Source organism: Microbacterium sp. CR_7 (assembly GCF_041954755.1).
In the GTDB taxonomy this organism is placed as follows: Bacteria; Actinomycetota; Actinomycetes; order Actinomycetales; family Microbacteriaceae; genus Microbacterium.
Map to the genome: position 1 here is coordinate 115,849 of NZ_JAVAYF010000003.1, position 22,084 is coordinate 137,932.

Sequence of the window (22,084 nt, forward strand, 5' to 3'; positions counted from 1 at the left end):
CGATGAGCACTCTCACCCTCCACCGTGCGCGCACGGTGTTCCCCGTCTCCGCACCGCCGATCGCCGACGGCGCCGTCGCCGTACAGGACGGGCGGATCGTCGCGGTCGGGACGCACGACGACCTCACGGTCGCGCTCGCGGATGCCGTGACGCACCGCTACGAATGGGACGGCGTGCTCTCCCCCGGGCTCGTGAACGCGCACACCCACCTGCAGTACACCGACATGGCCGCGGTGGGCCGCGGCACCTATCCCAGTTTCGAGACCTGGGCGCTGGCGTTCGAGAAGAGCTACCGCACCCCGCACGACTGGGCGGCATCCGCGGCCGAGGGTGCGCGGCTGTCGATCGAGGCCGGCACGACATCCGTCGCCGAGATCGTCACCGACCCGGAAGCAGGAGCCGCCGTGCACGACGCGGGGCTCCACGGCGTCGTGTTCTGGGAGGTCTTCGGCTGGAAGCGCGCGGCGTGGGCCGACCGGGGGCCGTCGACGGTGCTCGCCCAGCTCGCCGCCCTCCCGACGCCCCCGGCCACGGGTCTGTCACCGCACGCGCTCTACTCCCTCGACACCGACGTGTTCCGCTCCCTGCAGCAACTCGCCGAGCAGCACGGGGTGCGCCTGCACATCCACGCCGCGGAATCGGCATCCGAAGACGAGTTCGCCCGGTTCGGAACCGGCGCGCTGGCCGACCGGTGGCGTGGCCTCGGCCACTCCGATCTGCAGCTGCTCTCGGGCAACGGATCGGGCCTCGGCGTCGTGCAGTACCTCGACGAGGTGGGTGTGCTCACGCCGCACTCGCACCTCGCGCACGGGATCTACGTCGACGCCGACGACCGCGCCCTGCTGCGCGCCCGCGGTGTCTCGGTCGCGCTGTGCCCTCGATCGAACTCCGTGATCGGGCTGGACGCTCCGCCCGTCGCCGCGTACCTCCGAGAGCGGAACCCGCTCGCCGTGGGGACCGACTCGCTGTCGTCGTCGCCGTCGCTGCGGGTGCTCGACGACGTGGCGGAGCTGCACAGGCTCGCCCGGGATCAGGGATACGCCGACACCGATCTGCACGCCCGACTCCTCCACGCCGCCACCGCCGGCGGAGCACGAGCGCTCGGTCTCCACCACGGCGGATCGCCGACCGGGACCCTCACCGTGGGTGCACGCGCCGACCTCGCGATCTTCGACGTCGCCGCGCCGGCACCGGGCGACGCCCTGGCCGAGCTGGTCGAATCGTCGCCGACCGCACTGGCCACGGTCGTCGGAGGCAGCCCCCTCTGGACCGCCGAGCCCGCGAATGGAGCAGTCCGATGACCGATCGCCGTCCCCTCATCTACGGGCTCTACGAACAGGCCTGCGTCGGCAACGGCTCGGGAGCCGTGAGCCTGTGGACCCACCCCGCCGACGAGCGCCTCGGCGCGACCACGCTGCGGTACTGGCTCGACCTCGGACGCCGGGCGGAGGATGCCGGATTCGATCTGTTCTTCTTCGGCGACGTTCTCGGTCTGTACGACACCTACCGCGGAAGCGCAGCCACGGCGCTCGAATGGGGCGTCGAGTTGCCCGCCCACGATCCGCTCCTGCACATCCCCGCTCTGGCAGCGGTCACCGACCGTATCGCGTTCGGCGCCACCGTATCGACCACTTACGAGCACCCGTTCGCGCACGCGCGTCGGTTCAGCACCCTCGACCATCTCACCGACGGCCGCATCGCATGGAACATCGTGACTTCGTACCTGCCGGGAGCAGCGGCGAACTTCGGCCTCGACGTGCTCGCTCACGACAGCCGGTACGACCGTGCCGACGAGTTCCTGCAGGTCGTGTACGACCTGTGGGAACGGAGCTGGGAGGACGACGCCTTCGTCGGGAGCCGGGAGGAGCGCGTCTTCGCCGACCCCGCGAAGGTGCACCGCATCGACCACCAGGGGGAGCACTTCCGCGTCGCGGGGCCGCACCTCAGCATCCCGTCGCCGCAGCGGACCCCGTATCTCATCCAGGCCGGCTGGTCCCCCCGCGGGCGCGAGTTCGCCGCCCGGCACGCCGAGCTCATCTTCGTCGGCGACTCCGACCCGGCGGCGATCCGCGAAGGGCTGGCAGGTATCCGTGCGCGAGCCGCGGAGCTCGGCCGCGACCCCGAGCAGATCCGCGCGGTGGTCGGCATGAATCCCGTGCTCGCGCGCACCTCGATCGCCGTGCAGGAGAAGCTCGACGCGTACCAGTCGCACTACAACGCCGACGCACAGCTCGCCGCGTACGCCGGATGGAGCGGCGTCGACTTCAGCCGATACGCCGACGACGAGCCGATCGCGAAGCAGGCCACCACCCACACGCAGACCCAGGCCACGCGCGGGGACGCTCCCCCGCTGCTCGCGGGTGACGTGCGAGCGCGCTTCGCCTTCGTCACCGCATTCGCCGACGATCGGTTCATCGGAACGCCCGACACCGTCGCCTCGAACATCGAGCGGTTCGTCGACGAGTCCGGCGTCGACGGGTTCCTCCTGCACCAGTTCCTGTCGCCCGGCACGCTCGACGACTTCACCGAGCTGCTGGTTCCCCGGCTCCGGGAGCGCGGCCTCTATGGAGGCGCCCCGCAGACCGGCACGCTCCGCTCGCGTCTTCGCACCGACCGGTCGGATCGCCTCGGGGCAGACCACCCGGCGAGCGCCGGGCGCCGCTGAAGGGGAGGCGGGCGGATCCCGTCGGAGTCGTTCCGTGTCATCGTGTGTCGCCATGTTTCCGGGACCGTGGCCGACCCCGGTCCGCTCCACGAGACTCATGCCACGGCATCCCGCCCTCCCTTCTCCCGACGATCGGTCACAGCCCGGTCGAGCTAAGGACCCGCCATGAGCTCCTCCCGCACGCGCGCCCTCCGCGCGGCGATCCCGGCCGCAGCCGGACTCGCCGCGGCCGCGCTCCTCGCCGGCTGCGCCGGCTCCACCGCCCCGTCCTCCGAGTCCGACTCCGACTTCGACGGCGTCGAGCTGACGGTGTGGAACAGCATCGACTTCGACCCCTACCAGACGCTGCAGAAGGAGTACTTCGAGCAGTGCGCGGCCGACCTCGGCATCACGGTCGACGTCGAGACGCTGTCGGGCGACTACACGACGAGCCTCCTCCAGGCGGCGAGCTCGAAGTCGCTGCCCGACATCGCCCTCGTGAACACCGACACGCAGCTGCCCACGCTCGCGGCGCAGGGCGTGCTCGCCGACCTCGACGAACTCGGACTCGCCACCGACGGCCAGGCCGAATCCGTCGCCGCCCTCGGCCGCTACGACGACGGGCTGTACGGGCTTCCCGTGCAGGTCGAGGACTACTCGGTCTTCTACAACAAGGCGTACTTCGACGAAGTCGGCATCACCGAGCTGCCGACGACGTTCGACGAGCTCATCGCCGCTGCGAAGGCGACCACGACCCCCGACCACTTCGGTATCGCGCTTCCCGGCATCGCCGGCGACGGCTCGACCTCGTCGTACTTCCTGCCGTTCCTCCTCAGCGCCGGCGGCGACCCGGCCGACGTGACGAGCGACGGAGCCGTGGCCGCCGTCGACCTCTACAAGACCCTCGTCGACGACGGCAGCCTTTCGAAGGAGTTCGTGAACTGGGGCTGGGAGGGCATCGACCAGTGGACCTCCGGCAAGGCCGCGATCACCGTGTCCGGACCATGGAACCTCGTCGACACGAGCATCGACTTCGACTACGGCACGTTCTCGATCCCCGCCGGAACGAGCGCGGACGAGAGCAGCGTCGGACTGCTCGGCTATGCGTACACCGTGCCCGTGCAGGGCGACGAGAAGCGCGAGAAGGCCGCGGCAGCCCTGATCGACTGCCGCGTCTCTGAGGAGAACCAGGTCGACACCGCGGTGAAGGGCGGCTATGTCCCGGCTCTCAGCGCCGCACAGGATGCGTTCGTCGAGCAGGTGCCCGCCGCGGACGCGTTCGTCGCCCCCGTCGAGAACGCCTTCAACCCGGCGACGCTCGGCACCGAGTGGAACACCCTGCAGCAGAAGTACGTCGACGCTCTGCAGGACGCCACGGTCAACGGCGCCAGCGCCGAGGAGGCATTGCGCAAGGCCGACCAGAGCTGATGGCGGCAGCCGTCGCAGCGCCGGAGCGCCCGGGGACACGTCGTCCCGGGCGCTTCGGCGTCGACCTCGTCCGGCGCCGGAACCTCGAACTGTGGGCGTTCCTCGTCCCCGCGATCGTGTTCTTCGCCGCCTTCTTCCTGTTCCCTCTCGGGTACGGCGTGTTCATGAGCACGACCGACTTCACGACCGGAACCTTCATCACCGGGGAGGCGCCGTTCGTCGGCCTGCAGAACTTCGCCGACGTGTTCGGCGCCGAGGTCACGGGCACCGCGGTGGTCAACACCCTGACGATCACGGTCGTCGCCGTGAGCGCCGAGCTCGTGATCGGGCTCGCGCTCGCGCTGCTCTTCACCCGGCGTTTCCCCGGCAGCCGCTGGCTCCCCACCCTGATCCTCCTTCCCTGGCTGCTCCCGGCCGTGGTGGTGGCGACGATCTGGAAGTCGCTGCTCGCGGGCGACGGCGCGATCAACGACGTGCTGCGCACCCTCGGGCTGCCCACGAACGCCTGGCTCGCCGATCCGGCCACGGCCCTCGCCTGCGTGATCGTCGTCGCCGTCTGGGCGAGCCTGCCGTACTGGTCGACGATCCTCGCCGCCGCGCTGAAGCAGGTGCCGTCGGAGCATCTCGAGGCGGCCCAACTCGACGGTGCCGGCGCCGGCGCGCGGCTGTGGCACATCATCATCCCCAGCATCTGGCCCGTGGTCTCGGTGCTGGTCGTGATGAGCGTCGTCTTCAACCTGCTCATCGTCGATCTCGTGCTCGCGCTCACCCAGGGAGGTCCGGCGAACAGCACGATGACCCTGGGCGTGCTGTCATACCGCTCGGCGTTCCAGCTCTTCGAGTTCGGGCATGCGGGGGCCTACGGCATGCTGCTGCTGGGCATCAGCCTCGTGTTCGCCATCGGGTACACCTGGTTGTCCGCGCGCAGAGAACGAGCGGAGCGATGAGCGCGCGCCTGCCTCGTCGCGCACGCGGCTGGTTCTGGACGCTCCTCACCGTCGGCATCCTGATCGTGTACCTGTTCCCGGTGTACTGGATGGTCTCGGCATCCCTGCAGCCGCAGGCGAACTCGACCGACACCGAGTGGTTTCCGGCTGCGCCGGGATTCGACGGCTACGCGACCGCGTTCGAGGACGGAGGGCTCGACGGTCTGCGCGTGAGCCTGATCACGGCGGTGGGTTCCGTCCTCCTGACGCTGCTCGTCGCGGTGCCCGCGGCGTTCGCGCTGAGCCGGCTGCGGTCGAGGGCGGTCAGCCTGGCGCTCGTGCTCCTCCTGCTCGCGCAGACGATCCCGAGCATCGTGCTCGCGAACTCGTTCTACGCGATGTTCAACACGTGGGGCGTTCTGAACAGCTACATCGGCCTGATCCTCGCCAACTCGACCGCCGGTATCCCGTTCGCGATCATCCTTCTGCGGTCGTTCATGCTGCGCTTCGACTCCGAGGTCATCGAGGCGGCGACGTTGGACGGCCTGGGACCGCTCGGCGTGCTGCGGCGGATCGTGGTCCCGCTGTCGCGCAACGCCGTGATCACGGCCGGGGTGTTCACATTCCTTTTCTCCTGGGGCGACCTGCTGTTCGGGCTCACGCTCGTCACCCAGACGGACATGTACCCGGTCACGGTTTTCATCTACTCCCTCGCGAACTCGAATCTGAACACATGGGCGGCGACGATGGGCGCGTCGCTCATCGCGAGTCTCCCCGCACTGGTGCTCGTGCTCGCCGCGCAACGCTTCGTCAAAGAGGGTGTGATCGCCGGCAGCAGTCGCTGAGCGGGCCCTGTCACGCGACCCTCCGCCCGGCGTCGAAACCCACCTTGCGCGCCGAGGCCCACCACGCCAGACGTCGCGGGTGGTGGGCCTCGACGGGAGTGGTGGGCGTCGGCGGGGGTGCAGGGACGGAGACGCCGGCGCTACGCGACCGTGAACGACGCGGACAGCAGCGACTGCTCGCGCGAGCTCGGTCCGACGAGCAGGGCGAACGCCCCCGGCTCGACGCGGCGCACACCGGCCGCATCGACGATCGAGCACTCCGCCACCGGCACCTCGACGCGCACGACGCGGCTCTCCCCCGGCGCGAGGTCGACCTGGCGGTAGGCCTTGAGCTCGCGGTCGGTCCAGCTGACGCTCGTGACCTCGTCGCGCACGTACACCTGCACGGTCTCGCGCACCGGCCGCGAGCCGGTGTTCGTCACGGTCACCTCGGCCACGACCGCGTCGCCGAGCGACAGCACCCCGGACGCGACCATGAGATCCGAGTACGCCACGGTCGAGTACGACAGGCCCTCGCCGAACGCCCAGGCGGGCGACTGCGTGAGGTCGGCGTACCGGTCGCCGTGCTGCCCGCGGATCTGGTTGTAGTACGTCGGCTGCTGTCCGACGTGACGCGCGAACGAGATCGGCAGGCGACCCGATGGCTCGACGGCTCCCGTGACGATCTCGGCGAGCGCCCTGCCGCCCTGCATGCCGGGATTCGCCGCCCAGATGACGGCTGCGGCCTGCGAGACGGATGCCGGAAGCACGAGCGGCTTCGACGCCAGCAGCACGACGACGACGGGCTTCCCGGTCGCGATCAGCGCGTCGAGCAGGGCGTTCTGCCCGCCGATCAGTTCGAGGGTCGCGGTCGAGCGCCCCTCTCCCACGAGTTCGATGCGGTCTCCGACGACGGCGACGACGACATCGGATGCCGAGGCTGCGGCGACCGCCTCGGCGACCAGCGCCTCGTCGGGCGCGGCAGGCATGACGACGGGAGGGCGCGGCTGTCCGTCGGGGAACGTCGCCCCTCGGGGGTCCTCCTCGAGCGTGAGGATGTCGGCGCCGCGGGCGTGCGTCACGGTCCAACCCTCGACTCCGGAGAGGCCGTCGAGCACGGTGGTGATCATGTCACGGGGCTGGCCGTCGAGCCATCCTGCCTGGCCGGATCCTCCCGCCCAGTCGCCGAGCTGCGTCTGCGCGTCGTCGGCGAGCGGACCGACCACCGCCACCGACAGCGGGGCGGCGGGCGAGAGCGGCAGAGTGCCGTCGTTCTCGAGCAGCACGAGCGAGCGGCGGGCGACCTCGAGGTTCAGGTCGGCGTGCGCGGGGCTGCCGACCACGGCATCCAGTCCCTCCTGCGGGAGCCGCGGGTCCTCGAACAGCCCGAGCTCGAACTTGAGGGTGAGGATGCGGGCGACCGCCGCGTCGAAGTCGCTCGACGCCAGCATCCCGCGCTCGACCGCGTCCAGCGCCCCCTCGAAGAATCCGGGCGTCGTCATGACCATGTCGTTGCCGGCCTTGACCGCCGCGGCGGCGGCGTGCGTGTAGTCGGGCTGCACCTGCTGCTCCCAGACCATACGGCCGACGTTGTCCCAGTCGGTGATGAGGGTGCCGGTGTACCCCCACTCGCCGCGCAGCACGTCGCTGAGCAGCCAGTCGTTGACCGTGATCGGCACGCCGTCGGTGGTCTGGTAGCCCAGCATGAAGGTGCGGCATCCCTCACGGGCCACGCGCTCGAACGGCGGAAGGAACCACGAGCGCAGCTTGCGCCGCGAGATGTCGGCCTCGCTCGCGTCGCGTCCGCCCTGCGTCTCGGAGTATCCGGCGAAGTGCTTGGCGGTCGCGAGGATCGCGGTCGGGTCGTCGAGACCGTCGCCCTGGTACCCGCGCACCATCGCCGAGGCGAGCTCGCCGATGAGGAACGGGTCCTCTCCGAACGTCTCGTCGACGCGGCCCCAGCGCAGATCGCGGGCGATGCACAGCACCGGCGAGAAGGTCCAGTGGATGCCGGTCGCGGCGACCTCGACCGCGGTGGCGCGAGCCACCCTCTCGACGAGCTCGGCGTCCCACGACGCCGCCATCCCCAGCTGGGTCGGGTAGATCGTGGCGCCCGGCCAGAACGAGTGGCCGTGGATGCAGTCCTCGCCGACGAGCAGCGGGATGCGCAGCCGCGTCTGCGCCGTCAGCTCGTTCGCGCGGATCAGCCGCTCCGGCGAGGTGTGCAGGATCGATCCGACGTGACGCCGCAGGACGTGGTCGTCGAGATCGTCGCGGGCGTCGAGCTGCAGCATCTGCCCGACCTTCTCCTCGACCGTCATGCGGTCGAGGAGGTCGGCGACGCGGGCGGCGATCGGCAGTGCGGGGTCGAGGTAGGGCAGGGAGTCGGTCAGGGTGGGAGAGGTCATCACTTCGCGTTCTCGGTGTGCGGGTCGTTCGAGGCGGGCGGCGCGGACGCCGGAGTCGGGATGCTGCGCACCGCCGTCACCGGGTCGTTCACGTTCAAGCCCTTCTTCTTCATGGCGCGGGCCCGCTCGCCCGCGGAGCGCAGCCGCGGGTTGACGTACTCGTCGATGCCGAAGTTGATGAGCGAGAGCGCGACGCCGATGATCGCGATGCAGAGTCCGGCCGGCACGTACCACCACCACAGCCGCGGGAAGGCGCCGTTCTGCTGCGCCCAGAAGAGGATCGTGCCCCAGTTGAGGTTGCTCACCGGGATCACGCCGATGAAGGCGAGCGTGGTGAGGCCGAGGATCGCGGCTGTCACGGTGCCGACGAAGCTCGACGCGATGAGGGCCATGAGGTTCGGCAGCATCTCGACCGTGATGATGCGTCGCAGAGGCTCGCCGTTGGCTCGGGCGGCCTGGATGAAGTCGCGATTGCGCAGCGACATGGTCTGCGCGCGCAGCACGCGCGCACCCCACGCCCAGCCGGTGAGGCCGAGCACCGCGGCGATCACGATGAGCGGCGGGTTCTCGAACTGCGACGCGACGATGATGATCAGCGGGATGCCCGGGATCACCAGGAACACGTTGGTCAGCGCCGACAGCGACTCGCTCTTCCAGCCGCGCACATAACCGGCGATGACGCCGATCGTGATGGCGATGACCGTGGCGATGATCGCCGAGAGGAAGCCGACCACCACCACGCCGCGGGTGCCGAAGATGATCTGGCTGAGCACGTCCTCGCCCATGTGGGTGGTGCCGAGCCAGTGCTCGAACGAGGGCGGCTGACGCAGCGCCGTGCGGTCCTTCTGCGTCGGGCCGTACGGCGCGATGAGCGGGGCGAAGATCGCCACGAGCACGAACACCCCGAGGATGATCAGGCCCGCGATCGACTTGCGGTTGCGGAACATCGCGAACGCCTGCGCCAGCTGCGACCAGAACGTCTTGCGCGGCGGCTCACCGTCGACGCCGGCCGTGCGGAACGTCGCCGTCTCCGGCATCCCGGTGGCGAGGGCGCTGCCGTCGGGTGCGGTGGTGTCCGACTGGGTGGGGACGCTCATGTCAGGCCTCCGTCTGGCGCGTGCGCGGGTCGAGGTATGCGTAGACGATGTCGGCGAGGATGTTGGCGATCAGCACCGACAGGGTGATCACGAGGAACACGCCCTGCATGAGGGCGAAGTCCTTCGCGTTGGTGGCGTCGAGCAGCAGCTTGCCGACGCCGGGGTAGCTGAACACCATCTCCATGACGATGGTGCCGCCGACGATGAAGCCGATCGACAGCGCGAAGCTCTGGATCTGCGGCAGCACCGCGTTGCGGGCGGCGTAGGCCCACAGCACCCGGCGGTTCGGCATGCCCTTGGCCTGCGCGACGGTGATGTAGTCCTCGTCGAGCACGGTCAGCATCATGTTGCGCATGCCCAGCATCCATCCGCCGAGCGAGGCGATGATGATGGTGACCGCGGGCAGCGTGCCGTGCGCGATGACCTGGCCGACGAAGTCGAGACTCCACTCCGGCGACTGCCCCTTGTCGTAGGCGTGCGACGACGGGAACCACTTCAGGGTCGACGAGAACACCGCGATCGCGATGAGACCGAGCCAGAAGTACGGGATGGTGTTGAAGAACGTCGTGATCGGGATGAGGGCGTCGAGCCGGCTCCCCCGCTTCCATCCGACGATCGCGCCGCCGACCGTGCCGAGGGCGAACGAGATGATCGTCGCGAGGCCGACGAGGCCGAGGGTCCACGGCAGCGCGGCACCGAGCACCTCGGCCACGGGCCGCAGACCGTGCAGCGTCGAGATGCCCAGATCGCCGCGCAGCAGCGTGCCCCAGTACTCGACGTACTGCTGCCACAGCGACTTGTCGGAGTCGATGCCGAGCAGGATGCGGAGGGATTCCGCCGCCTCGGGACTGACGTTGCGGTTGCGGGCGAGGTACGAGCTGACCGCGTCGCCCTTCATGAACCGCGGCAGGAAGAAGTTGATCGTGATGGCCGCCCACAGGGTGAACAGGTAGAAGCCCGCGCGGCCGAGGAAGAAGCGCCACGGCACGATCCTGCGACCCTTCTGCGCGGTGGTCGCCGTGGTGCCGACCTCCAGCGCGTCCGGCCTGCCGTCTTCGGGATTCAACCCGGTCTGGCCGAGCTCGGGGGATGCGGTGGTCACTGTGCTCCTCCTGTGGTTCCCGACGAGGGCGATCCGGCCGAGGCGAAGTGCTTCTCGGGGTCGGGCGATGCCGCCCGCAGCTCGCGGGTGTACGGATCCTGCGGGTCGAGGATGACGTCGTCGGCGTCGCCGTACTCGACGACGCGGCCCTGGTTCAGCACCATGATCTCGTCGCTGAAGTGACGGGCCGTCGCGAGGTCGTGCGTGATGTACAGCACGCCCAGACCCTCCTCGCGCTGCAGGTCGGCGAGCAGGTTCAGCACACCGAGTCGGATCGACACGTCGAGCATCGACACGGGCTCGTCGGCGACGAGCAGACGAGGGCGGGATGCCAGGGCGCGCGCGATCGCGACCCGCTGCCGCTGTCCGCCGGACAGCTCGTGCGGACGGCGGTCGATCACCGCATCCGCGTCGAGGCGCACGCGCTCGAGGAGGCGGCGCACCTCGGCATCCGTCTCCTTCTTCGGCACGACGTCGTCGAGGCGGAGCGGGCGCTCCAGGTGGTATCGGATGGAGTGGTACGGGTTGAGCGAGGCGAACGGGTCCTGGAACACCATGCGCAGCTGCTGGCGGTAGGCGCGCAGCCCCCTGCCCCGCCGCGGGATCGGCTTGCCGTCGAGGCGCACCTCTCCGCTGGTCGGCGTCTCGAGCTGGGTGAGGATCTTCGCGATCGTCGACTTGCCGCTCCCGGACTGCCCGACGAGGCCGATCGTGCGGCCGGAGGTGAGCGTGAAGCTCACGTCGTCGAGGGCCTTGAGCTGGCCTGCGCCGCGGACGTTGTAGATCTTCGAGACGTTCGCGAGTTCGAGGGTGGTCATCGCGTCAGCACTCCTCTCTCGCCCGTCAGGCGCGGGAACGACGACAGCAGCGTCTTGGTGTACTCGTTCTGCGGATCGGTCCAGATCCGCTCGGCCGTCGCCAGCTCGACGATCTCGCCCGCGCGCATGATCGCGATGCGGTCGCTGATCTCCAGAAGCAGCGGCAGGTCGTGAGTGATGAAGATGACCGAGAAACCGAACTCGTGGCGCAGCTGCGAGATCTGCTTCAGGATCTCCCGCTGCACGAGCACATCGAGCGCGGTGGTCGGCTCGTCCATGATCATGAGCTGCGGACGCAGGGCGAGCGCCATCGCGATCATCACGCGCTGGCGCATGCCGCCGGACAGCTCGTGCGGGAACGAGGCGATGCGCTGACGGCCGACCTTGACGATCTCGAGCAGGTCCTCGGCCTCTGCCCGCCGCTGTCTCTTCGTCATATCGGGGCGGTGGATCTCGAAGACGTCCTCGAGCTGCGATCCGATCGTCGCCACGGGGTTCAGGGCGTTCATCGCGCCTTGGAAGACCATCGACACCTTGTCCCAGCGGAACCGCTGCATCGCCTCGACGTCGAGCGCGTTGACGTCGACGTCGATCCCGGATGCATCGTGGAACGTCACGCTGCCTCCGGCGATCACGGCCGGTGCCCGCAGCAGACGCTGCACGCCGTACGCGAGGGTGGTCTTGCCGCATCCGCTCTCTCCGGCGAGACCGAGTATCTCGCCGCGCTGCAGTTCGAGCGTGACGTTCCTCACCGCCTCGACGGGCGGATCGACGTCGTACACGACCGAGAAGTCGCGCACGCTGAGCAGGGGTTCTGACATGGTGCTCCTTCAGGGTGGGGGCGTTTCGTCTCGCTCCGCTCGCTCAACGACCGAGCACCGGTCGTTGAGCGAGGAGCTTCGCTGTGAGACGAAACGCCCCGTACGACGCGTCTTACTCGGCCGGCTTCAGCTTCGTGAGGATCAGCACGATGTTCTGCTGCGTCGGGTCGGCGGACGCGTACGGGTCCTCCTCCGACGGCCATCCCACGTAGTTGCGGGTGTTGAACTCGCCGAGCAGCGGGTGGGCTCCGAGCGGGATCGCCGGCACCTGGTCGACGAAGATCGTCTGCATGGTGTCGAGGGCGGCGGTGCGCTCCTCATCCGACGCGGCGTTGGCGTAGGCGTTCAGCGCCTCGGTCGCGGCGGGGTCGTCGAAGCGGCCGAAGTTGAAACCGGCGACGCCCTCGGGCGAGATCCAGCGCGGGTCCATGGTCGACGTGTAGAGGCCGTAGGCCGTGCCGCTGTCCTCCAGCCAGTGGATGATGGCCGAGAACGTGCCGTTGTCGCGCGGGTCGGCCCAGCCGCCCCAGTCGGGCATGTCGATCTTGACCTCGGCGCCGATGCCCTCCTTGACGTCCTCGGCGATGAGCTCCTGGGCGGTGTTCCAGTCGCTCCAGCCGGAGGGCACGGAGAGGGTGAACGAGACGGGGGTGCCGTCGGGATCGATCAGCGCGTCGTCCTTCCACGTGTAGCCGGCCGACTCGAGCAGGTCGCGCGCCTTCTCGGCATCCACCGAGTAGTCCTGGCCCTGGAACTCGGGCTGGATCTCGTCCTCGAGGATCGACGAGAGGCCGGTGACCGACCACACGGGCTCGCTCGCACCCTCGCGGGCGATGTCGACGTAGGCGTCGCGGTCGATGACCCAGGCGAGAGCCTGGCGGAACACGACGTCGTCGAACGGCTTCTCCTGCAGGTTCATGAAGAGAGTCGCGGAGCCGGTCGTCGGGGCCGCCCAGAACTTGTTGTGCTCGGGGTCGGAGTCGAGGAACTGCTCCTGAATCTGCGGGATGAACGCCTGCGCCCAGTCGGCCTCGCCCTGCGAGAGGGCCGTGGTGAGAGCGGTGTTGTCGCCGTACGACACGTAGTGCAGCTCCGGCACGGCGAGGTCGCCGCCCCAGTAGTCGTCGCGGGCCTCGAGCGTGACCGACTCGGTCGACCAGTTCGACAGCGCGTAGGGTCCGGTGCCGACGAGATCGTCGCCCTTGACCGGGTCGGTGGCCGGATCGTCGAGGTTCTCCCAGATGTGCTTGGGCACGATCGGCACGTGCAGCACGCGGGACTGGTTGACGAACTTCGACTCTCCGAAGGTCAGGGTGACGGCGTCGCCCTCGACGGTCGCTCCCTCGAACTTCAGACCTGCCGTGTCGAGCGCGGGGGTCGAGACGAGCTCGTAGGTGTAGACGATGTCGTCGGCGGTGAAGGGCTCGCCGTCGCTCCAGGTGACGTCCTTGCGGGGCACGACGGTCACGGCGGTGTAGTCGTCGTTCCACTCGATGCTCTCGGCGAGCCACGGCGTGGTCTCGCGGTCGCCGGTCTGGTTGACGAGGCCGAGCGTCTCGAAGATGACCTTGCCGTAGCCGTACTTCGAGGCCGACGAGTCGCCGACGAAGGGGTTGTTCGACTCGGTGGTGATCGCACCGTCGGGCTTCGCGATCGTGAGGGCGGCGCCGCCGCCCGAGCTGTCGCCGGAACCGCCGTCCGACGAGCAACCGGCGAGGACCGTGGCGCCGAGGGCGCCGACCGCGAGCGCGGCGATGAGGGACTTTCTGAGCTTCATTGCTTCTCCTTGGGCACGGGTCGTTGTGCTGTGGGCACGGATGTTCCGGCATCCGTTCCGGATTTGCTTACTGGCGAGAAAGTAAGCTGGTGCGAGGTTACTCGTTAGTAAGTAAGGTTGGCAAGTAGGGTCATCCACGAGAGGAGGAGCCATGCCGAAGGATGCCGTCGCGAAGCCGCCCGTCCGCCCTGCCACGCGTGAGAAACGCGAGCAGATCCTCAAGGCCGCCGTGGAGATCTTCGGCAACAAGGGCTCCACGAACGGCACCCTCGCCGACGTCGCCGAACAGGTGGGGATCACCCACGCCGGGGTGCTGCACCACTTCGGGTCGAAGCAGAAGCTGCTGCTCGAGGTGCTCGCCTATCGCGATCAGGCCGACGTGCAGGACCTCGCCGAGAAGCACATCCCGGGCGGGCCGGAGCTCTTCCTACACCTCGTGCGCACGGCCATCGCCAACGAGCTGCGTCCTGGCATCGTGCAGGCGTACACCGTGCTGTCGTCGGAGTCGGTCACCGACAATCACCCGGGGCGGGAGTACTTCGAGGAGCGCTATACGACGCTGCGCCGCGAGGTGACCGAGGCCTTCCGCGAACTGTGCGCCCAGGAGGGCGTGACCGAGCCCGACACGATCGCCACGGCGGCCGCCAGCATCCTCGCCGTCATGGACGGACTGCAGCTGCAGTGGCTCCTGCACCGCGACGTGTTCGATCTCGGAGAGGCGAGCGAGTTCGCGATCAGGGCGATCGTGAACGGGGTGCTGCACCCCGGGCCGTCGCTCGCCTCGTACCGTCACTGACCGCCGCATCGCCTCGCAGCCTCCCCGCACGCCCGCACGCCGCCCTTCTGCACCCAAACCCACCCCGCACGTCGAGCCTCTGCACCGAAACCCACCCCGCACGTCGAGACCCACCCTGGGCAACGTCGCGCGAGGTGGGCTTCGGCGCGCGAGGTGGGCTTCGGCGGCGAAACAATCGGGTGGCGGGAGAGAGTTCGGCGAGAGAGAGGGCCGGGGGAGTCGGCGGCGAGGGAGAGGGGATGCCGCTGAGCGGCCGCGAGTAGGCTCGGGGCCATGACGATCGACCTCGAAGCGCTCTACATCGACCTGCACCAGCATCCCGAGCTCTCGTTCCAGGAGACCCGCACCGCCGGCATCGCCGCCGCACACCTGCGCGACCTCGGACTCGACGTGCAGGAGGGCGTGGGGGTCACCGGAGTGATCGGCGTGCTCGAGAACGGCGACGGCCCGGTGGTGTGGGCTCGTGCCGACATGGACGCCCTGCCCGTCGGCGAAGAGACCGGTCTCGCGTACGCCAGCACAGCGACCGGAATCGATCCGGCCGGCAACACCGTGCCCGTCATGCACGCGTGCGGCCACGACATGCACGTGACCGCCATGATCGGAGCGGTCGAGCGTCTCGTCGCCGACCGTGCAGACTGGTCCGGCACGCTCGTCGTGATCATCCAGCCCGCCGAGGAGTACGGCGCCGGTGCGCGGGCGATGCTCGACGACGGCATCCTCGACCGTCTCCCCCGCCCCGACGTGGTGCTCGGCCAGCACGTGACGCCACTGCCCGCCGGCACGATCGGCGTGCGGCCCGGCACGCAGATGGCGGCATCCGACGGGCTCACCGTCACCCTGCACGGGCGTGGCGGGCACGGCTCGCGCCCCCACTCGACCATCGACCCCGTCGTCATGGCGGCGGCCACGGTCATGCGGCTGCAGACGATCGCATCGCGCGAGGTCGATCCGCGCGACGTCGCGGTCGTGACGGTCGGATCGATCCACGCCGGGCTGAAGAACAACATCATCCCCGCCGAGGCGAAGCTCGAGCTGAGCCTGCGCTACCCCACCGACGAGATGCGTGACAAGGTGCTCGCGAGCGTGGAGCGCATCGTGCGCGCCGAGGCCGCGGCATCCGGAGCCGAGCGCGAGCCCGAGATCCGCACCGACCACACCCTGCCGCCGACCATCAACGACGCCGAGGCGACCGCGCGCGTCACGTCGGCTCTGCAGAAGGCGCTCGGCGAGACCGCCGTCATCGACCCCGGCATGTTCACCGGCAGCGAGGACGTGTCGTGGTTCGCCCGCGACTCGGGCGCTCCGCTCGTGTTCTGGTTCTGGGGCGGCGTCGACCCGGTGAAGTTCCAGACGGCGATGGCGGCCGGCACCCTCGACAAAGACATCCCCACCAACCACTCGCCGTTCTTCGCGCCCGAGATCCACCCGACCATCGAGGTGGGCGTCACGGCGCTGAGCGCCGCGGCACGGGAGTTCCTGGACTGACGGCGGAGGTCACTTCGGCGGCCGAGAGCAACGTCGGCGGCCAAGAGCGGCCGCGATGGCCGCAGAAGTGACGGATGGCCGCGGAAGTTGCGCCGACGCGACGCGCAAGGAGAGGGAAGAGGATGGCTGCCGCAGCATCCGTAGGCCGCCTGCTGGTGATCGGCGAACTCTGCGTCGATCTCATCATCGCCACCGGCGACGATGAGATCCGGTTCGGGCAGCACGAGCAGATCGTGCCGCGCACGACGCTCACGATGGGCAGCTCCTCGGCGATCACCGCATGCGGCGCGGCAGCCCTCGGCATCGACACGCGCCTGATCAGCGTGCGCGGCGACGACACGTTCGGACGCTACCTCGACGAGGAGCTGCGGCGGCGCGGGGTCGACCCTTCGGGTGTGCGCATCGACGACTCACTGCCCACCGGAGCGTCCACTCACCTCACGCGCCCGGACGGCGACCGCGCCATCCTCACCTCGATGGGGTCGATCGGCACCGTGCGCGCCGCCGACGTCACGGCGGAGGACCTGCAGGATGCATCGCACCTGCACATCGGCAGCTACTTCCTGCAGCACGCGCTGCAGGGCGACGCCCCGGCGCTGTTCGGAGCGGCGCGAGCCGCCGGGGTGCGGACCTCGCTCGACGGCAACTTCGACCCGGCGGAGCGGTGGGACTCCGGCATCCTGACGCTGCTCCCGCACGTCGACGTCTTCTTCGGCAACGAGGAGGAGCTGACGGGCGTCACGGGCGCCGCCCGCATCGACGACGCCGTCAGGGAGCTGCTCGGGATCATGCCGCAGGATGCCGTCGTCGTGGCGAAGCTCGGCGCCGACGGAGCGTATGCGGCCCGCCTCTCGGACGGAGAGGTCGAGCGCGTGCGCGCCACCGTGCCGCCCCTCGACGGCGAGCTCGCCGACACGGTCGGCGCCGGCGACACGCTCGCCGCGGGGTTCATCGCCGGGATGCTGCACGGGGTGCCACTCGAGGACGCGCTGCGCCTCGCGGTGGCCTGTGGCACGGCGTCGACCCGCGGCAGCGGCGGAGTGGGCGCGCAGCCGGACTGGGAGACGGCAACGGCGCTCGCCGCGCACACCACAGTCGTGCGGTGAGAGCCGGGATCAGAGCCGACGGGCGGTGATCGCCTCGTCGCCGTGCGACTCGCGGAGCGTGCGCAGACACCGGGAGCAGAGGATCTCGACCTGCCGCGGATGTCCTTCTCCGCAGAGGCAGTCGATCGACACGCGCCACGTGGCGCGGCGCCCGCACGGCGCATAGCCGCTGTCGTCTCCGTGGTCGCATTCGCAGCGCTGCCGTCCGCGGTCGAGGCCGGCGAGCTCGTTCACGTCGACGACGCTCTCGGTGTCTCGGGCGGCAGTCGTCACCAGGCGATGCTCCCAGGACTCTGGGGGTGTCGCAAGCCCGCCCGCGCGGGGGTCAGCCGCCGATCGCGTTCATGCCACGAGCGGGCTGAAGGAAGGAGGGGTCGTTGATCGCGTGCCCCGGCAGCTTGCCGTGCACGCACGAGCGCAGCAGGTCGGCGATCGCATCAGCCCGCGCGGCGGAGCCGGATCCCTGCTCCTCGCGCAGCACGGCCGCGAGGTCGTACTCCGCGTTCGAGAAGAGGCAGTTGCGGAACTGCCCGTCGGCGGTGAGGCGCAGTCGGTCGCAGGCGCCGCAGAACGGGGCGGTCACCGAGGCGATCACTCCGACCTCGTGCGGGCCGCCGTCGATGCGCCACTTCTCGGCGGGCGCACCGCCGCGGCCTGGCACGGGGTCGAGCCGCCACCGCTCACCGAGCGCCTCGAGGATCTCTTCGCGCGTCACCATCGAGGCGCGGTCCCACGTGTGCCCGGCATCCAGCGGCATCTGCTCGATGAAGCGCAGCTGCGCACCGACGCTCATCGCGAACTCGACGAGGTCGGCCAACTCGTCGTCGTTCACGCCTCGCATCGCGACGGCGTTCAGTTTGAGGGGGCGGAGTTCGGATGCCGCGGCGGCGGCGATCCCCTCGAGCACATCGTCGAGACGGTCTCGCCGGGTCAGGTCGGCGAACCTCTGCCGGTCGATCGTGTCGATGCTGATGTTGAGCCGCGTGAGACCGGCGTCGATGAGCGCGGGGAGCTTGTCGGCGAGGCTGATGCCGTTCGTCGTCATGGCGACCTCGACCGGCCCGTCGGCGCCCTCGATCCGGGCGATGCGGCGCACCACATCGACGATGTCGCGGCGCAGCAGCGGCTCGCCGCCGGTGAGGCGGAACGTGCGGATGCCGAGGCTCGCCGCGACCTCGGCCACCTCGACGATCTCGTCGGTCGACAGGATGCTGGAGCGCGCGAGCCACTCGTTGCCCTGCTCGGGCATGCAGTAGGTGCAGCGCAGCGAGCAGCGATCGGTGAGCGAGATGCGCAGGTCGCGATGCACGCGCCCGTGGGTGTCGACGAGGCGGTCGCCCATGGCCGCGAGGGCAGCATCGGGAGCGGTCATCCGCCGCCCGATCGCGACCGGCACCGCGGTCATCGCCTCTCCCCGTTCCCCGCCATGGTTCGACCCTAACCCGCATGAGCGACGTCGGGGCCCGTTCCGCATCCTCGCCTGCTCTTCCTCTGCGCCGACCACCCCTCTCACGCTCCCGCATCGCCACCTGCGCCGACCCACCCCTTTCTGCGCGAGCCACCCCCTTCCGCGCCCGCCGCAAAGGGGTGGCTCGCGCAGAAAGGGGTGGGTCGGCGAAGAGGGGTCAGGATGCTGCGACGAACCGCACGTGCTCCGGGGCGACGTGCAGAGTCAGCGCGTCGCCCGGGCGCAGAGCGCCTGCGTCAGGCAGCGACAGGTCGACGGCGCCGAGGTCGGTGAGCACGCGCACCCCCGCCAGCGTCGGTTCGATTCGCCTCACGACAGCCGGCCACGAATTCACGGCGCCGCCCTCCGCGACCGGGTGCACGTCGCTCGGGCGGAAGACGGCGGCCAGCCCTGCCCCGTCCCCGGCGGCGAGCGCCTGCGATGCGGCATCCGCGGCGAGCAGCCGCACGCCGCCTCGCCGCCAGCCGCCGCCGCTCGCGACCCCCTCGATGCGGTTCACGCCGGCGATCGACGCGACGAAGGCGGATGCCGGTGCCGCGAGCACCTCGCGCACCTCTCCCTGCTGCGTCATCCGCCCCGCCTCGATCACGACGAGCCGGTCGGCGAGCGCTACCGCGTCCGCGGCGTCATGCGTCACCGCGACGGTGGTCGTGTCCGTGAGCTGCTCGCGCAGCATCCGCCTGATGTCCCCCGCGGTGTCGGGATCGAGCGCCACGAGCGGCTCGTCGAGCAGCACGACCCGCGGCGATGCGGCGAGCGCTCGGGCGACGGCGACGCGCTGGGCCTCGCCGCCCGAGAGCTCCTGCGGGCGGCGGTCGCCGGCACCGGGGAGTCCGACGCGGGCGAGCCAGTCGTCGGCGTCGCGCCGGGCGGCATCCGCCGGGGTTCCCGCCGCGCGGGGTCCGAAGGCGACGTTCTCGCGCACGCTCAGGTGCGGGAAGAGGCGGGGGTTCTGTCCGAGCAGCACGATGCCGCGCCGCATCGGCTCCGTGCGCACTCGCGGCGTGGACACTCGGTCGACCACCCGTCCGTCGACGGCGATCTCGCCCGCGCCGAGCGTCGCGAATCCGGCCAGCGCCTGCAGCAGTGTCGACTTGCCCGCTCCGCTCGGGCCCATCACAGCGACGGTCTCCCCCGCAGCGACCCGCACCTCGACGTCGACGGCGAAGTGCTCCCGGGCCACGACGACGCGGGCGCGCAGTCCGGCATCCCGCGCGCTCATCGAGCGGCCCCCGGTCGCCACCCGCGCACGAGGAGCAGCACGGCGATCGCCGCCGCGAGCAGCAGCAGTGCGAGGGCGACTGCGGTGCCCTGCGAAACCCCGGCGCCGTTGAAGGCCGTGTAGATCGCGAGCGGCATCGTCTGGGTCACGCCCGGCCGGTTCCCCGCGAACAGCGCCGTGGCCCCGAACTCCCCGATCGCTCGGGCGAAGCACAGCACGACGCCCGCGACGATCCCCGGCGCGGCGAGCGGGAGTGTGATGCGGCGCAGGATCGTCCAGCGGCTCGCGCCGAGCGCGGCGGCGGTGCGTTCGTACTCGACTCCCGAGGTGCGCACAGCGCCCTCGACCGCAAGCACGAGGAACGGCAGCGCCACGAACGTCTGCGCCAGCACGACGGCCGGGGTGCTGAACGAGAGCCCGAGTCCGCCGAGCCACCCCGCCCGTCCGAACAGATAGAGCAGGGCGACGCCGCCGACCATCGGCGGGAGCACGAGCGGCACGGTGACCGCGGCGCGGAGCACAGCGGCGAGGCGCGGCCCCGCACGGGCGATCGTGAGCGCGAGCGGCACGCCCACGATCACACAGATGAGGGTGGCGAGCAGCCCAGTGCCGAGCGAGAGGAACAGCGCCGACCGCGCGGCCTCCGATGTCACGTCGGCGAGAAACGTCGACCACTGCACGCGCGCGATGAGCGCCGCGAGCGGCAGGATCAGGAAGGCGAGGCCGATGAGCGCCGGCGCCACGATCGCACGCGGCGCGTAGCCACGCGCGGCACTGCTCACGGCGCTCCGAACCCGTGGTCCGCGAGGATCTCCTGTCCGGCGTCCGACAGCACGAAGGCGACGAACGCCTCGGCGGCGGCGCGGTTCGGAGCCCCGTCGAGCGCCGCGATCGGGTAGCGGTTCACGACGTCGTCCGCACCGTCCGGCACGATGACCTCAACGTCGTCGCGCCCGACCACGTCGGTGGCGTAGACGAGTCCGGCATCCGCCTCGCCTGCGGCGACCTTCGTCAGCACGGCGGTGACGTTCTGCTCGAGGCTCGCGGGCTCGACCGTGACGCCGGCGTTCGACAGCAGGGCGGTGGATGCCGCGCCGCACGGCACCTCCGGAGCGCACAGCACGGTCGTGACGTCGGCGAGGTCGGCGAGGCCCTCGACGCCGCCGGGGTTGCCCGCGGGGACGGCGATCACGAGCGTGTTCGAGGCGAACAGCGTCGGATCGATCGCGAGGTCGGAGAGCTTTTCCATGTTCTTCTCATCCGCCGACGCGAACACGTCGCCGGGAGCGCCCTCCTGCAGCTGGGTCACGAGCGTCGACGAGCCGTCGTAGACGGGGCTGAAGGTCACGTCGGGGTTCTCGTCGGTGAAGGCGGCGCCGATCTCGTCGAACGCGGCCTGCAGCGACGCGGCGGCGTAGACCGTGAGGTCGCCGCTCACCGGGGTGCTGTCCGAGGTGGCGGACTCGTCGGGCGCGGGCTCGGTCTGGGACGACGGCGACGAGCACCCGGTGAGGGCGAGCGCGGCGAGCGCCAGCACGGCCGCGGAGCGGAGGATCGAGCGGTTCATGTCAGCCCTTCGGCACTTCGACGACGACCTGGGTCGCCTTGACGGACGCGGTGGCCAGGGAGCCGACCTCGAGGTGGAGTTCGCGGGCCGCCTCGGCGGACATGAGCGAGACGACGCGGTGCGGACCGGACTGCAGGTCGATCTGCGCCATCAGCCCGTCGATCTGCACGCGGGTGACGATGCCGACGAAGCGGTTACGAGCGCTCGACAGCGCGCCGTGCGGGTCGGCGATCTCATCAGCGAGCGCGATCGCCCGGGCGGCCAGCGCATCGCCGGGGATCTCAGCGGGCACCGCTTCGGTGGTCGGGAGCAGCCCCTGGTCGATCCAGCGGCGCACGGTGTCGTCGCTGACCCCCAGCAGCTGGGCCGCGCGCGCGATACGGAAGCTCTGCATGCTCGAAGACTACCGCGCATGCGGGTAAAGAAGGCCAAATCATCCGCAGAAGCGGATTAGAATCGGATCCAGTCTCCGTCACCGAGGCGCCGATACCCACCCCGCGCGTCGAGACCCACCGTCCCCCACGTCCCGCCAGGTAGGTCTCGACGGGGCGGGTAGGTCTCGACGGGGCGAGTAGGTCCCGGCGAGTCAGCC

At 70.3% G+C, this 22,084-nt stretch carries 20 protein-coding genes; 8 read left to right on the top strand and 12 right to left on the bottom strand.

Annotated elements, in window-relative coordinates:
* Nucleotides 1-2 precede the first annotated feature (2 nt).
* The 5 genes from RAC81_RS06650 (at nucleotide 3) to RAC81_RS06670 (ending at nucleotide 5,843) form a co-directional block, all read left to right on the top strand.
* Nucleotides 3-1,301, top strand: a complete 1,299-nt coding sequence (locus RAC81_RS06650) for an amidohydrolase family protein (RefSeq protein WP_375081618.1) — start codon at nucleotides 3-5, stop codon at nucleotides 1,299-1,301.
* Entirely contained in the window at nucleotides 1,298-2,665 is a 1,368-nt protein-coding gene (locus tag RAC81_RS06655; protein ID WP_375081619.1) for an NtaA/DmoA family FMN-dependent monooxygenase, read from the top strand. The genes RAC81_RS06650 and RAC81_RS06655 overlap by 4 nt, the downstream gene beginning before the upstream one ends.
* 165 nt (nucleotides 2,666-2,830) lie before the next feature.
* Nucleotides 2,831-4,072 (top strand): extracellular solute-binding protein, encoded by a 1,242-nt coding sequence (locus tag RAC81_RS06660; RefSeq protein ID WP_375081620.1) that lies wholly within the window; start codon nucleotides 2,831-2,833, stop codon nucleotides 4,070-4,072.
* A complete protein-coding gene (locus RAC81_RS06665) occupies nucleotides 4,072-5,019 on the top strand; it encodes a carbohydrate ABC transporter permease (RefSeq protein WP_375081621.1) in 948 nt (315 codons plus the stop codon). Before RAC81_RS06660 ends, RAC81_RS06665 begins: the two co-directional genes overlap by 1 nt.
* Nucleotides 5,016-5,843 (top strand): carbohydrate ABC transporter permease, encoded by an 828-nt coding sequence (locus tag RAC81_RS06670; RefSeq protein WP_375081622.1) that lies wholly within the window; start codon nucleotides 5,016-5,018, stop codon nucleotides 5,841-5,843. The genes RAC81_RS06665 and RAC81_RS06670 overlap by 4 nt, the downstream gene beginning before the upstream one ends.
* Before the next feature lie 140 nt (nucleotides 5,844-5,983).
* On the opposite strand, the gene RAC81_RS06675 is transcribed toward RAC81_RS06670, so the two are convergent.
* The 6 genes from RAC81_RS06675 to RAC81_RS06700 all read right to left on the bottom strand — a co-directional run bounded on the left by RAC81_RS06675 (nucleotide 5,984) and on the right by RAC81_RS06700 (nucleotide 13,845).
* Entirely contained in the window at nucleotides 5,984-8,230 is a 2,247-nt protein-coding gene (locus RAC81_RS06675) for a glycoside hydrolase family 3 N-terminal domain-containing protein (RefSeq protein WP_375081623.1), read from the bottom strand.
* Nucleotides 8,230-9,327: an ABC transporter permease gene (locus RAC81_RS06680; RefSeq protein ID WP_375081624.1), complete on the bottom strand. Its 1,098-nt coding sequence runs from the start codon at nucleotides 9,325-9,327 to the stop codon at nucleotides 8,230-8,232. The genes RAC81_RS06675 and RAC81_RS06680 overlap by 1 nt, the downstream gene beginning before the upstream one ends.
* 1 nt (nucleotide 9,328) lies before the next feature.
* The gene (locus RAC81_RS06685) at nucleotides 9,329-10,429 is read right to left on the bottom strand and encodes an ABC transporter permease (RefSeq protein WP_375081625.1); all 1,101 of its coding nucleotides are present in this window, start codon (nucleotides 10,427-10,429) and stop codon (nucleotides 9,329-9,331) included.
* Nucleotides 10,426-11,247, bottom strand: a complete 822-nt coding sequence (locus RAC81_RS06690) for an ABC transporter ATP-binding protein (protein WP_375081626.1) — start codon at nucleotides 11,245-11,247, stop codon at nucleotides 10,426-10,428. The genes RAC81_RS06685 and RAC81_RS06690 overlap by 4 nt, the downstream gene beginning before the upstream one ends.
* Nucleotides 11,244-12,068 carry an ABC transporter ATP-binding protein gene (locus RAC81_RS06695; RefSeq protein ID WP_375081627.1) on the bottom strand — a complete coding sequence of 275 codons (825 nt, stop codon included), beginning with the start codon at nucleotides 12,066-12,068 and terminating at the stop codon, nucleotides 11,244-11,246. Before RAC81_RS06695 ends, RAC81_RS06690 begins: the two co-directional genes overlap by 4 nt.
* 112 nt (nucleotides 12,069-12,180) lie before the next feature.
* Nucleotides 12,181-13,845, bottom strand: coding sequence for an ABC transporter substrate-binding protein (locus tag RAC81_RS06700; protein ID WP_375081628.1), 1,665 nt, complete (start codon nucleotides 13,843-13,845; stop codon nucleotides 12,181-12,183).
* Between the two features lie 151 nt (nucleotides 13,846-13,996).
* Between RAC81_RS06700 and RAC81_RS06705 the strand changes: the two genes are divergently transcribed.
* The 3 genes from RAC81_RS06705 to RAC81_RS06715 all read left to right on the top strand — a co-directional run bounded on the left by RAC81_RS06705 (nucleotide 13,997) and on the right by RAC81_RS06715 (nucleotide 17,235).
* Complete coding sequence (locus tag RAC81_RS06705; RefSeq protein ID WP_375081629.1) at nucleotides 13,997-14,641, top strand: TetR/AcrR family transcriptional regulator; 645 nt, start codon at nucleotides 13,997-13,999, stop codon at nucleotides 14,639-14,641.
* A gap of 273 nt (nucleotides 14,642-14,914) precedes the next feature.
* The gene (locus RAC81_RS06710) at nucleotides 14,915-16,129 is read left to right on the top strand and encodes an amidohydrolase (protein ID WP_375081630.1); all 1,215 of its coding nucleotides are present in this window, start codon (nucleotides 14,915-14,917) and stop codon (nucleotides 16,127-16,129) included.
* Between the two features lie 122 nt (nucleotides 16,130-16,251).
* Nucleotides 16,252-17,235 (top strand): carbohydrate kinase family protein, encoded by a 984-nt coding sequence (locus tag RAC81_RS06715; RefSeq protein ID WP_375081631.1) that lies wholly within the window; start codon nucleotides 16,252-16,254, stop codon nucleotides 17,233-17,235.
* A 9-nt stretch (nucleotides 17,236-17,244) separates the two neighbouring features.
* Here RAC81_RS06715 and RAC81_RS06720 read toward each other — a convergent pair whose 3' ends face one another.
* From RAC81_RS06720 to RAC81_RS06745, 6 genes are all read right to left on the bottom strand, one after another.
* Nucleotides 17,245-17,508: a hypothetical protein gene (locus tag RAC81_RS06720; protein ID WP_375081632.1), complete on the bottom strand. Its 264-nt coding sequence runs from the start codon at nucleotides 17,506-17,508 to the stop codon at nucleotides 17,245-17,247.
* A gap of 52 nt (nucleotides 17,509-17,560) precedes the next feature.
* Nucleotides 17,561-18,640 carry a GTP 3',8-cyclase MoaA gene (gene moaA / locus RAC81_RS06725; protein ID WP_375081633.1) on the bottom strand — a complete coding sequence of 360 codons (1,080 nt, stop codon included), beginning with the start codon at nucleotides 18,638-18,640 and terminating at the stop codon, nucleotides 17,561-17,563.
* 220 nt (nucleotides 18,641-18,860) lie between these two features.
* On the bottom strand, nucleotides 18,861-19,925 hold the full coding sequence (locus RAC81_RS06730; RefSeq protein ID WP_375081634.1) for a sulfate/molybdate ABC transporter ATP-binding protein: 1,065 nt from the start codon (nucleotides 19,923-19,925) through the stop codon (nucleotides 18,861-18,863).
* Nucleotides 19,922-20,707, bottom strand: a complete 786-nt coding sequence (modB, locus tag RAC81_RS06735) for a molybdate ABC transporter permease subunit (RefSeq protein WP_375081635.1) — start codon at nucleotides 20,705-20,707, stop codon at nucleotides 19,922-19,924. The genes RAC81_RS06730 and modB overlap by 4 nt, the downstream gene beginning before the upstream one ends.
* Nucleotides 20,704-21,492: a molybdate ABC transporter substrate-binding protein gene (gene modA, locus RAC81_RS06740; protein ID WP_375081636.1), complete on the bottom strand. Its 789-nt coding sequence runs from the start codon at nucleotides 21,490-21,492 to the stop codon at nucleotides 20,704-20,706. The genes modB and modA overlap by 4 nt, the downstream gene beginning before the upstream one ends.
* Before the next feature lies 1 nt (nucleotide 21,493).
* The gene (locus tag RAC81_RS06745) at nucleotides 21,494-21,886 is read right to left on the bottom strand and encodes a molybdopterin-binding protein (protein WP_375081637.1); all 393 of its coding nucleotides are present in this window, start codon (nucleotides 21,884-21,886) and stop codon (nucleotides 21,494-21,496) included.
* Nucleotides 21,887-22,084 lie beyond the last annotated feature (198 nt).